Origin of the sequence: Methanosarcina sp. (assembly GCF_049706645.1) — an archaeon.
In the GTDB taxonomy this organism is placed as follows: domain Archaea; phylum Halobacteriota; class Methanosarcinia; order Methanosarcinales; family Methanosarcinaceae; genus Methanosarcina.
In genome coordinates this window covers 1-12,128 of record NZ_JBNAKP010000040.1, presented here as the reverse complement: position 1 = coordinate 12,128, position 12,128 = coordinate 1, and the positions used below count along the sequence as shown (strand labels likewise).

Here is a 12,128-nt window from a genome sequence, read left to right as displayed (position 1 = left end):
AAGAGAAAAGGAAGAAGAGAAAAGGAAGAAGAGAAAAGGAAGAAGAGAAAAGGAAGAAGAGAAAAGGAAGAAGAGAAAAGGAAGAAGAGAAAAGAAAGAAAATCCATAAAATTCATGAGTACAGATTTTCAATTCCTGATGCATACTTTGAACACTTGGTTAATCTGAAGGGGAAATAATTAAAAAATGATTGGGAAAAATCCTCATTCTCTTTCGAATATTTGAGTTCAAGGATGCAGCTTTGATGATCGACTTTTTTTTCATTAAAAGAATTTTTTGAAGATTCCAGTCTGTAATATTCCATGCCTGAATCAATCGTAATTCTGAATCTATGGTCAGAAGACTCGAAATATTTTCTATAATAACGGTTGAGAAGAGTAAATCGCAGTGATTTAAGGTATTCAATGAATACCTCGGGAATATCGGACCTCATGAAGATTTCCTGCTGTTTTTCCAGAGAATATTTACTATCCAGACAGAATGAGTTCAGAGGAAAACAAATTTTTCCCCCAACAAGGCCTCTTTTAGTTTTAAATTCCAGAACAGGACTTTCAATAAACCCGAGGAGATCTCCATACCAGCGAATACGAACTTTTAATCTTCTACTTAATCCATCAACATTATCAAAATAATTTGACATATTATATGTATCAAGATAGATGTTATTTATATGTCTGGGGAAATTTCTCTCAGTAAAAATCGCAGGATGTGATTTGACAATCAATTCGACCTCATGCATGCTCATTCCGTAAACTACCACTTTTCTTTCATATCGGAATTCTTCCGGATTTTGCATTTTGTCAAGCACAGTTTCACTAAGCATACTTATATACCCCCAAGAAAGAAGAAAAATCAGAAATTCCTGTTTTGCCATATATCGTTTCATAAACTTTTTTATGATCCCCGGTTATTTCACTTCCGTCAATGGACAAAATCGAGCCGGCCTCAATTATGTAGGGAACAGTTGTATTGTCCAGCTCAACTGAAGAGGTCTCTATCCTTCCAGGGCCGAATTCTTGTCTCTGCTGGCAGACAAGAAATCCAACATTACAAGAAGAGATTTTTGCATTATCCAGATCTACCGTGGACAGGTCTTTGCTGACTACGGCTGCACTGCAATTCTTTAACTCCATATCGGTAGCACCTACATAACTGAATTCTCCGGCGCTTAAGCCTGCATTCCCTGCGCCATTGAAAAGGCATTCAGAGATCTCGACCGTGGAGCCTGAGAAGTCCAGGGCGGTATTTCCAGAATTTATAAAGGATGAGCCGGAAATTTTTCCCTTTCCATAAAGCCCTCTTAAAGAACCCGAACTCACATCCTGGAATAATGAGTTTGTGATCGAAAATTCCGACCTGATAATATCAAGCATATAGTCTCCTGCTGTGTTATTGAGGAAATAGCAGTTCTCAATAACTGCAGGCGATTCGTAAAATGTAATAGCCCCATGCAGCTGCCATCCTGATCTTAAGGGTGCGGAGAGGTTACTGAACATAACCCTGTTTAAGCAGGATTTCTCACCCGCATTCAGAATAGCAATTCCCTGGCCTGTTGAATCCGAAGATGTTATTACAAGCGGGGAGTCTTCATTTCCAGAGAGGTTAAGGGGAGAATACGAAAGTATCATAGAACCGTTTAATAGATTTATCTTTGTAGCGTAGTCATCTGAACAGGTAACCACATACCCTTCTGGAATGACCAGGTCTTCTTTTATCTCCCAGTTGCCGGGCATTATACAGATCTTTTTATTTTCGTTATCAAACAAAAGGAAACCAAAATTATTTGCATTCGGACTTTTCCTCATGATATCATCCGATGGGCAATCTTCCGAGATATGAGGCCATATATACACGGATTCGTTGCGCAAAAGGCTGTGTCCCAGGAATCTGTAATTCAGTTTCAAATCGGGAATACACTGGGAAGACCAGTTGAAATTTTCAGGCAGCACAAATTCAATTTTTTCGTATTTTACCGTACCCGGTGACATTTTTCCCTGTAAAATCCTCCCTTTTTCTATGGGTTCAAAGACCACTGAATTCTGGAAACTTACATTGGATATCTTGATAGGTATTGGCTGTATGTTCCCAACTTCAAGGGTGATATTTCTGTTCCCTGTCGAATTGTAGAAATAAACCTGTGCACCTTTAGAAGGGTTGAGCACGGTTCGGATATATTTCTGGTTATTGTAAAATACAGCCTTTGGAAAAGAATAATATGGAAGATCTCTATGAAGGATATCAAGATTTTCTTGAAGCTCTTTATCTGTATCGTAAAGTAAAGAATCAAAATAGGATTCCTGGGAAACTCTCTCAAGCTCCTGGACATACTTTTCAAAGAAAACAGTGTCCTCAAATAATGCATTTATGAATTCCTTGTCAGAATTATCAGAAGTACATGCGAGCTCATATAAGGGGTCATTAAATCTCAGTCCGGAATTGGTGTCAAAGCCGATAGGCTCTAACTTTGAAGTCACAGGATTGTAATAAAACCTGACATTGTGCCAGTTGGTTCCATGTTGACCTCCAAAAACATCTATAATCGCCACATACGTGGCAAATTTATCAATATCAAATACTTGACTGGCTGTCAGGTTTCCAGCTCTAAAAGCTTCAAGTAAATCTTTCGCTTTTATAAATTGTTCAAGCATTTCAGGATTATTCACTATTTTCCCACTTCGATACATATCGACATAAGAGGAGTTATAATAATCATAAGGACCATTAGATGTCCCAGCTTGCTTGAATATTGACTTATCTGAGAAATAAGCTTCTTCGTTAAACCGGACTATAAGCCCTTCTGGGTAACTATTACTATCAATAAGCAGGCTGTCAAAATGTTCCTCCAATGCATAGATCCCTTTGTGTTTTCCGTTTATAGTAACATCAACGAAAGAACAGCGTAAGCAAATAATTCCTTCTCTCTGGATAGCTTTCTGGAACAACCACTCATTGAGATAATTTCTTGTTTTCGGATCCTGAAGCACGAATTGCCTCATTCCTGAAAGCGTATCGTTTCCCTCAACTTTAACGCGGAGCGACCACTTATCGCCGCTCCAATGATCGGCCCAATCACCTTTAAGTCTTAAATCTACATTAACAGTCTGATTTTTGTAATGTATTTTTGCAGGAACATAATCCTCATCAGAAGAAATAAGAATACCGTTTGCAAGTGCAATCTCTCTCTTATATGCCAGTTTCTGGAAATCATTGTTTTTTATATCAATGGTTATTTTCTCAGGATTGGATGTGAGCCCGTTTATATAGTTAATTGGTATTCTGTAATTCTCACGTAAAGCACCCGACAGTACAATCTTTGTTTTAGCTGGATCTAAACCGACCCTTACCAATGTATTTCTAGCCATCTCTTTAGCTAGAGGCGATGGTTTATCAACTGTTCCGAAAAAGCCTGATATGACCATCCCACTAAAGCAACCAGCAAGGAGCACTAATAAAATAACTGAAAGATGAACTTTTTTACTGGATAATAACTTACGCAACTTGAAAGTTATCCTAATCTTCTGACCATCATCTTTCTTAATCTGCATATTAAACCTGCCTGTGGACTCAAATGGCTATCTGTTTAATAAATACCCTGTTGATCAAGGAAAGTGATTTTAATTGATTTGGAAACTGAATTCAACTCACTTTTGAGCGATTCTATATGCTCAAAATCATCAAAACTTACCAGAAAAGTAGACTCAAGAGTCTCACCTGTCTCATCAAACCGCTTCAAATTCACAGCTGAACAGTGTTTATTCAAGATTGATACAATAGTACTCAACTGGATTTTATCCGGATTGTGGCTTGATATAGTCAGGTGTAAGTTCTGATCAAACTCAGGAGCGTACATGAATTTTTTTCTTATTATGATAACTGAAAGAACCATAAAAGTACCAAGCACTGTAATAGCCCGCTGATCTGCTCCCAGGCCCAGGCCAATAGCAATGTTCAGAAAGAGAAAAGCCAGTTCCTCGGGTTCTTTAACCGCAGTCCTGAACCTTACTATAGACAGTGCTCCAACCAGGCCAAGAGAGAGAGCAAGGGAAGATTTTACTACGCTGATTATGAGCATAGTTGTCATAGCAATCATTATAAAATTTTTTGCAAATTGCCGTCTGTTGGAAATCGTGCTACCATAATGAATATACACCTGACCTAAAGTAAAAGCCAGAACGCCAACTATTAGCAGATTAAGTGCAAATCCAGCTACAGGAACCTGATAGCTCTGCGTGGTCAAAAAATGTTCGAATGTTGAAATCTCAGCTTGCAAATTATTTCCCCCACAGATAAGTAAAAAGATCTCAGTATGAGAAAGAAATGAAACTATATAAATTTTTTTCAATTGCCATGTTGCTTTGATATCGAATAGAATATTCGGCAAAGCAATAACGAATTATACCGGGAAAAACTGTCTGTTTATATTTACAATCTTCAGCTACTGACTTGCAGCCCATAGTACATTCTTATAGGAAATCTGTGATCAGGGTTTGCTTTTCGTCCCTTTTGCGAAGTTTTGCGACTCCTATGCCTACAAGCCTGAGCTTTTGGCCTCCTATGAATTCCGAAAGAAGCTGGATAGCCGTCCTTTTGATTACAAAGAGATCCGAAGTCCAGATCGGGATGGTTTTTGAGCGCGTATAGGTGGAAAAATCTTCAAAGCGTACGGTAAGGGTTACGGTTTTGAAAAGGAAGCGGTGTTTCAGGAGGGAATTGTGCACGCTTTCCACAAGCAGATCCAGAGACCCGGTGATCTTTACAGGGTCATTCGTATCTTCAGCAAAGGTTCCGTGTCTGCTGATGGATTTTACACTTTCGTTTTCCCGAACTTCCCCAAAATCGAGCCCGTTTGCCAGCTGCTTCATGCGAAGCCCCATTTTCCCGAACTTTTCCGAAAGCAGCTGCACATCGCAGTTTGCAAGTTCTTCTACCCTTGTAATTCCCATTGATTTCAGGGTGTCAGCCGTTTTTTCCCCTACTCCGGGAATTTTTGAGACAGGCAGCGGGAAAAGAAATTCCCTTATATCTCCGGGCCTGACTACGGTAAGCCCGTCAGGCTTCTGAAAGCCTGACGCAATTTTTGCAATAAGCTTGTTCGGCCCAACCCCGACCGAACAGGTGATTCCTGCCTGCTTCTGGACTTCATCCTTAATCTTCAGGGCATACATGGCAGCCTCTTCAAAATTTCTGATTTCGGGACCTGGCACGAGATAGGCTTCATCCACGCTGACCTGCTGGAACCTGTCTGCAAATCCCTTCAAAAGTTCCATTACTTTTGCCGAAATGCCCGCATACAGTTTCATATTCACAGGCAGAAAGACCGCATCCGGACAGAGCCTGTAAGCCTGTGAGATCGGCATTGCGGAGTGAATTCCATATTTTCGCGCCTCGTACGAGCAGGTGCTTACAACGCCCCTTCCGGAGCCTCCTTTAGGGTCAGAGCCCACAACTACAGGCAGCCCTTTCAGTTCCGGCTTTTCCCTGACCTCAACTGACGCAAAGAAACTGTCCATATCCGCGTGGAAGGTAATTCTCCTTTCCGGAGCATTTATTTTCGAATTGGAGGCAGGCATTACCTTGAGATAGGATAAAACATGTAAAAAAGGTTTGAGGAAGTTGGGTGAAAGTATTAACGTGATCTCAGAAGTGATCTTAAAAAGGCATTTCTACAAAGCCGATAATATATAATTTGGATAATTTTTCAATCCTTATTTTCGGGTTTTAAATGGGGGTAGTTTAATTAAAGCCGAGCAGGAGAGTTTTAAACGGGTTACTTCTGAAGAGACGGAATATTCGGAGAAAAAGGCTATTAACAAGCTGGAAGCAGGTCCTGAAAAAATCGGAAAAAATATCGTCGGACAACCTTTTCCGGAGATCACATCAAAATCACTCTCAGGTAACGTTGTAACGTTTCCGGAAGCTATGGGGGGAAAGGTAACACTTATCTGTATTGCTTTTGTGCGCAGCGCCCAGAATATGATCGACTCCTGGGTTGAGCCATTTGAGCGGGAATTTAGAAAAGACAGCAGGTTTGCGGTTTATGAGATTCCGATGATAAGTAAAGCCTGGAAGGTCATCTCCCGGGTGATCGATTCAGGCATGAGAGGTGGGATTCCGGTAGATAAACACGACAATGTGGTCACTTTTTACGGAGATTACTCAGGCTACCAGAAAATCCTTGGGATGGAAGATACAAACCTTGCTTATGTCTTTTTGCTGGATCCGAAGGGAATTATCCACTGGAAAGGTCAGGGGTATGCCCTACCTGAGACTGAAAAAGAACTTTTTGAAACTGCAAAAACTCTCGTATGATAGCTAATTTCAAGCAAAATGGTGGGTGAAATGAAAGGGGTAAAAATAATATTTGGCTTTTTTGCAGTTATTGCACTTATTTTAACTGCTTATACCGTCGTTAGAACCGTGCCAGCTGGAACCTGTGGAGAAAACGGGACAGGGCTTAGCTGTATTGAGCTTCCGCCTGGTTTTTCCATTGATTATTATGCCGAGGATGTGGAGAATGCAAGATCAATGGCTCTGAGCCCGAACGGCACACTTTTTGTCGGCAGCCGGGATGCGGGAAAGGTTTATGCGGTTCTTGACCGGAACAATGACAGTAAAGCCGATGATGTACTTGTGCTTGCTGAAGGCCTGGACATGCCAAACGGGGTAGACTTCCGGAACGGCTCGCTGTATGTCGCTGAGATCTCAAGAGTAATTCGCTATGATAATATCGAAGCAAGGCTTGAAAATCCGCCCGAGCCCGTTGTAGTTAATGATAGTTTCCCATCCGACCGCTCTCACGGCTGGAAATACATCAAATTCGGGCCTGACGGGAAGCTGTACGTGCCTGTCGGAATGCCGTGCAATATCTGTAACAAAGAAGGGGAAGACGAGCGATACGGGACAATTATGAGGATGGAACCCGATGGAAGCCAGCTTGAGATTTTTGCAAAGGGGATAAGGAACACCGTCGGGTTTGACTGGAACCCCGAGACAGGAGAGCTATGGTTTACTGACAACGGAAGGGACTGGCTTGGGGACGACCTCCCTCCGGACGAACTTAACCGGGCACCTGTACAGGGAATGCATTTTGGTTTTCCCTACTGTCACGGGGGAGATATTCCCGATCCTGAATTCGGGGAACTCAGAAACTGCTCGGAGTTCACACCTCCAGAAACCAAACTGGGCCCGCACGTAGCTGCCCTTGGAATGACCTTTTACACAGGCACAATGTTTCCAGAAGAGTACAGGAACCAGATCTTTATCGCCGAACATGGCTCATGGAACCGAAAAATCCCAATCGGATACCGGGTTACCCTTGTCAGGACGGAGAACGGAACGCCTGTGAGTTACGAGCCCTTTGCCGACGGCTGGCTCCAGGGGCTTGCAGCCTGGGGAAGGCCAGTGGATGTCCTTGTAATGCCTGACGGAGCAATACTTGTTTCGGATGATAAGAATAATGCAATCTACAGGATCAGCTATAGCTGATCCAAAAACGTTGAATTGCTGATCTGAATATCCTGCAATGCTGATCCGAATATCCTGCAATAGCTTAACCGAGTACCTTAAAGCACCTTGCGGGAGTTAATCGGGGTTAGAGAGATTACTGAGTTAGGGAAATTATCTGAGCTAAAACCTTTAAAAAGCTTCCCGGATTCGGTAGAAATATTTATTTTTATACCCGCATATAAGTAAGCAGGGGGAATAAGTTGTTATCCAAAATACCTGTAGACATTAAAAGCGTATCTGAAGGAGACATTGATAAAGAGATCCTCAGAGCCGCAATCATTGCCGAGCTTGATGCTGTAAACCTCTATGAACAGATGGCAAACTTAACAAAAAATGCGAACATAAAAGCCGTCCTTATGGATGTAGCAAAAGAGGAAAAAACGCACATCGGAGAGTTTCAGGCCCTCTTACTTCGGTTTGATTCTCAACACAAGCAGGAAGTTGAGGCCGGAGCCAGAGACGCGGAAGAAGTGTTATCCAAATAATTCCTCTGGCTCCCTTAAACCTAGAATCTCCTTAAAGACTTTCAAGGAGACTAAGTTTTAGGTTTTAAGTTTAATTTTTATTTTCAGGCCCTTTTACAGATTTTATTTTTAAACCTTTTTTACGGATTTATCTTTAGATTCTTTATACGGGCTTTACCCAGACTTTTCTTTCGGATTTTATTTTTCAAACCTTTCTTACATATTTCTTTTTACTTCTTAGCTGTTACAGATTTCTTTTTACTTATTTATCTCACAGGTTGCCGGCAATGAATTCTTCAGTCATGAGATATGCTTCGGCATCGGGGTACTGTTCAGGCGGATGTTTCATAAAATACGCCGAGGGAGGATAAAGGACTCCCCCTTTTCCCCTGTCAAGGGCCAGCTTGCAACATCGAATAGCATCGATTACCACACCTGCCGAATTCGGGGAATCCTCAACCGAAAGCCTGAGCTCAATGTTCATGGGTACATCTCCGAAGAGTTTTCCTTCCATCCTCAGGAAGCAGACCTTGTTGTCTTTCTGCCAGGGTACGTAGTCGCTCGGGCCCACATGGATATTCCCGTTCTCAAGCCTATTTTCGAGTACGGACTGGACGGCTTCGGTTTTTGATGTCTTCTTGGAAGCGAGCCTGTCCCTGTTAAGCATATTAAGAAAATCGGTATTTCCTCCGGTGTTAAGCTGGTAGGTTCTTTCCAGTTTTACTCCCCGTTTCCTGAAAAGGTCGGCAAGGGTCCTGTGGACAATAGTGGCCCCTAACTGAGATTTGATGTCGTCACCTATAATCGGGAGTTTCCTTTCTTCAAAACGTTTTGCCCATTCGGGATTGCTTGCGATAAAAACAGGCATATTGTTTATAAAGGCGCAGCCTGCTTCAAGAGCGCATTCGGCATAGAAACGGGCAGCCTGTTCGGAGCCGACCGGCATATAATTCAGGAGGATCTCGGCCTCCGAATCCTTCAGGGCAGCTACTATTTCTTCTTTTGTCGCACCCTCGCCCTCTACCGGCGAAAACCTGCACTCTTCAGGGTAATTTGCGAGGTGATCGGAACAGCCGTCCAGAACTCTCCCGACTTTCACACTTACCCCTGCCGACGGAACGTCCGGGCAGAAAATCGTCGTGCAGTTGGGAAGCGAAAATATAGCCTCTGATACATCTTTTCCAATCTTCCTCCGGTCGATATCAAAAGCTGCCGCCACCTCTATCTCATACGGCAAGTAGCCCCCAAGATCCCAATGCATCAGGCCAAATGAGTCCGCATCCTTTTTTCGGTAGTATTCGATTCCCTGCAGAAGTGAACTTGCACAGTTCCCGACTCCCGCAATGGCAATTTTTATCCTGTCTTTACCTGCCGCTGGTATTCCCCCAATAAGCTCAAAATAGTAATGGCATAAGATGTTGCTTTAAAATATAACTTTTAAGTATTGCTATGAAACACTGATTTCAGTATTGGCTTTCAAATACTGATGTCAGTATTGACTTCAAATACTGATTTCAAATTTGCTTTCCCAATTTCCCCAAATATTTTGCAGTTTTCAAAACCAGTTTCCAGAGTGTAATCTCATAAAGGATAAGGAATGGAAACTGTGATGCCTGTTATTGTATGCAAAAAATACTATAAAAAGCGTTTTACAAAAAATAAAAATAATGTTAGTCTGTGTACTCTTTTTGAGGCTTACTTTCTCTCTTTCCCAAGTCCGTTTCTCTCTTTCCCAAGCCTGTTTCTCTCTTTCTCAAGCCTGTTTCTCTCTTTCTCAAGCCCGTTTTATCTTATTCCATGCTTATTTTGTAATTAATTCAGCCTGAAACCAAATTTCTCCGGCTTAGAGATTGATCCAGAGTACTAACAGGAGGTGAACTCCTGCAAACGCAGGTACAAGAAATTTAAACATGGGTTTCTGGGTCTTATGCCTGAAATGCTGCATTCCGAGTAATGCACCGATCGGCCCGAAGAGAGAAGCAATCAGCAAGCTCTGCTCGGAAATTCTCCACCTGGCCTTTTTTGCCTTGAATTTATCCATTCCGTACAGGGCATAAGAAGCTGCATTAAAAACAGCATAAATAATAGGGAAAAGAAGATATACACTATCTTTCATGGGAAAGAATTCTCCTTAATAATAATTAAAGGCTGTGATTTTTTACCCGGTTACATTGATTTCATCAGATCATAGAATTACAGTATTAAACAGGTGTCTGCCCGAAATATAGCCAGATAAGAATGCCTGGGACAGGAGGATTTAAATGAGTATAGACCGGAACGAAAGCCGATCAGGGCAAAAAAGCGAGAATAATGTTCATAGAAGTTTACTATCTCCTCCACCCCTGGTCTTAAAAGTAGGCCGCTACCTTCCAACCCTTATACTGATAGGGCTGGCCGTTAACCTTATTCTTCCGCAGCTGGCTTCGGTTGAAACATCCCTGGATGTTATCAAAACAATGGTTCCATGGGCTGTGCTGCTGGCTGCCCTGGGCCAGGTGGTCAGTTATCTGGGAGCCGGTTACCTTATAAATTCAGTCGTAGCAAAAGTAAACCAGAATATCCCGATATTGAAGGGAGCTATAATAACACTTGCGGCTTCAAGTATAGGCATGCTGGCAGGAGGCCCGTTCGGGAATGCTGCTGCGACATACCGATGGGTACGGAAATCTGGCGTCAGCGCCGAGGGTGCAGGGCTTGCAGGTACCCTGCCCACTATTTTCAACAATACGATCTTAACGGCACTGGCTGTAGCCGGAATCCTGCACCTCCTGTTAGCCCACAGCCTTTCTTCTGTACAGTTCTTCGCCTTTGTTTTAATCCTCACTCTACTTGGCCTGGGCTTCGCAGCAATACACTGGGGGATAAAAAATCGCGCAGGTTTCACACTCATTATTGTCAGGATAGCGGCTTACTTTGCCCGGCTCCTGCATAAAACCTACACGCCTGCTTCAACCGAGACTTCAATAAGCCGGGTTTTTGCAGCCCTTGAAACGTTAGGCAATGGAGGCTGGCAGCGTCCGCTTTTGGGGGCTGCGATTTATGCGGGTTTTGACATGCTCACTCTTTATTTCTTCTTCATAGCCGCAGGGTCTCCTGTAGGACCAGAGATCCTGGTCGTAGGGTACGGGCTCCCTCTTCTTTTAGGAAGAATAACCTTTCTCCTGCCCGGAGGAGTCGGTATTGTGGAGAGCACGATGGCTGCCCTCTATACAGGCCTTGGGGTACCCGGCTCAATTGCTGTTGTTGTCGTACTCAGCTACAGGGTGTTTTCCTTCTGGATCCCAACGCTGATAGGATTCCCAATAGCGTTTTATCTGCAGAGAATATGAAGTTAAAATAGAACGCAAAGTTAGGAAGAACACGAAGTTAATTTTCGCCTCCGTTATCCTTCCAGGTTGCGGAGAATCTTAGACGAAATCGCAAATCCCATGCAGGTGTCCAGGGTTGCCGTAGTCATTATTCCTATTACTTTCCCTCCCTGCACGATAGGAGAACCGCTATCTTCCGGCGCTGGCATATCATGGCACCTGAAGCCCAGGAAAAGCAAAGAAGCCCCGGAATTAACCACCCTGCAGTAGTGTATAGTACGGGTATCGTTGATAAGCTCAGCCAGCTCCAGCTCCGCCGGGCTGCCAAATTCCGTGATTTCAACCTCGCTGTCAGGAGGAAGTTCTATCAGGGCTAAGTGATGGTCTTTCAAAATTCGCGTAACGGCAAGTCTCTTTCCATCAACTGTCAGGTGGTCTCCTTCTCCCCGAAAGATATGGGAAACCGTGACCATGTAGAGCACTCCTTTGAGAGAGATAACCGCACCGATAGTGCTGCGTTTTCCATTATGAAAAAAAGAACTGCCCGCTTTTATCATAAGCTTTCAACAACCTGCCGGTTTCTTATGACCTGGTTTATGGTATTTCCGGTGTTACATAGATTGTGCTTTAATTATATTTAGCGTTATATATTAGACGGGAATTCGCTCACTTCCTGGCAGGGGGAACAAAATCAAAGTTGCGGTGGCGCACCCCGTTGCTTGCAGCGGGGTGCGCCACCGCTCTCGTTATAATGGAACTTTATTCAAAATCAAGTATTTTCATTTGCTTGTATGCTTCTTTTTCTTCCTGGTTTCCTTGATTTTCAATATAGTCTTTTATTACATCGGAA

General features: G+C 42.9%; 11 protein-coding genes and 1 pseudogene. 4 read left to right on the top strand and 8 right to left on the bottom strand.

Annotated elements, in window-relative coordinates; translation table 11 throughout:
- Positions 1-112: 112 nt before the first annotated feature.
- The 4 genes from ACPK8D_RS13740 to dinB all read right to left on the bottom strand — a co-directional run bounded on the left by ACPK8D_RS13740 (position 113) and on the right by dinB (position 5,570).
- On the bottom strand, positions 113-823 hold the full coding sequence (locus ACPK8D_RS13740; protein WP_424718426.1) for a VTC domain-containing protein: 711 nt from the start codon (positions 821-823) through the stop codon (positions 113-115).
- Positions 816-3,362 (bottom strand): CotH kinase family protein, encoded by a 2,547-nt coding sequence (locus ACPK8D_RS13735; RefSeq protein WP_424718425.1) that lies wholly within the window; start codon positions 3,360-3,362, stop codon positions 816-818. The genes ACPK8D_RS13740 and ACPK8D_RS13735 overlap by 8 nt, the downstream gene beginning before the upstream one ends.
- A 218-nt stretch (positions 3,363-3,580) precedes the next feature.
- Complete coding sequence (locus ACPK8D_RS13730) at positions 3,581-4,270, bottom strand: DUF4956 domain-containing protein (RefSeq protein WP_424718424.1); 690 nt, start codon at positions 4,268-4,270, stop codon at positions 3,581-3,583.
- A gap of 193 nt (positions 4,271-4,463) precedes the next feature.
- Positions 4,464-5,570, bottom strand: a complete 1,107-nt coding sequence (dinB, locus tag ACPK8D_RS13725; protein ID WP_424718423.1) for a DNA polymerase IV — start codon at positions 5,568-5,570, stop codon at positions 4,464-4,466.
- Positions 5,571-5,736: 166 nt separating this feature from the next.
- Between dinB and ACPK8D_RS13720 the strand changes: the two genes are divergently transcribed.
- The 3 genes from ACPK8D_RS13720 (at position 5,737) to ACPK8D_RS13710 (ending at position 7,991) form a co-directional block, all read left to right on the top strand.
- A complete protein-coding gene (locus tag ACPK8D_RS13720; RefSeq protein ID WP_424718427.1) occupies positions 5,737-6,309 on the top strand; it encodes a hypothetical protein in 573 nt (190 codons plus the stop codon).
- Positions 6,310-6,339: 30 nt separating this feature from the next.
- The gene (locus tag ACPK8D_RS13715; protein ID WP_424718422.1) at positions 6,340-7,485 is read left to right on the top strand and encodes a PQQ-dependent sugar dehydrogenase; all 1,146 of its coding nucleotides are present in this window, start codon (positions 6,340-6,342) and stop codon (positions 7,483-7,485) included.
- Positions 7,486-7,706: 221 nt separating this feature from the next.
- Positions 7,707-7,991, top strand: coding sequence for a ferritin family protein (locus ACPK8D_RS13710; protein ID WP_424718421.1), 285 nt, complete (start codon positions 7,707-7,709; stop codon positions 7,989-7,991).
- A 250-nt stretch (positions 7,992-8,241) separates the two neighbouring features.
- On the opposite strand, the gene ACPK8D_RS13705 is transcribed toward ACPK8D_RS13710, so the two are convergent.
- Both ACPK8D_RS13705 and ACPK8D_RS13700 read right to left on the bottom strand, forming a co-directional pair.
- Positions 8,242-9,207 carry an inositol-3-phosphate synthase gene (locus ACPK8D_RS13705; RefSeq protein ID WP_424718420.1) on the bottom strand — a complete coding sequence of 322 codons (966 nt, stop codon included), beginning with the start codon at positions 9,205-9,207 and terminating at the stop codon, positions 8,242-8,244.
- A gap of 606 nt (positions 9,208-9,813) precedes the next feature.
- Positions 9,814-10,086, bottom strand: coding sequence for a DUF1294 domain-containing protein (locus ACPK8D_RS13700; RefSeq protein WP_424718419.1), 273 nt, complete (start codon positions 10,084-10,086; stop codon positions 9,814-9,816).
- Between the two features lie 145 nt (positions 10,087-10,231).
- Here ACPK8D_RS13700 and ACPK8D_RS13695 point away from each other — a divergent pair, with 145 nt between their 5' ends.
- Positions 10,232-11,299, top strand: a complete 1,068-nt coding sequence (locus ACPK8D_RS13695) for a lysylphosphatidylglycerol synthase transmembrane domain-containing protein (RefSeq protein WP_424718418.1) — start codon at positions 10,232-10,234, stop codon at positions 11,297-11,299.
- Positions 11,300-11,352: 53 nt separating this feature from the next.
- On the opposite strand, the gene ACPK8D_RS13690 is transcribed toward ACPK8D_RS13695, so the two are convergent.
- The gene (locus tag ACPK8D_RS13690) at positions 11,353-11,835 is read right to left on the bottom strand and encodes a serine protease (RefSeq protein WP_424718417.1); all 483 of its coding nucleotides are present in this window, start codon (positions 11,833-11,835) and stop codon (positions 11,353-11,355) included.
- A gap of 202 nt (positions 11,836-12,037) precedes the next feature.
- Positions 12,038-12,128: pseudogene (locus tag ACPK8D_RS13685) on the bottom strand (IS200/IS605 family transposase); the annotation flags it as partial.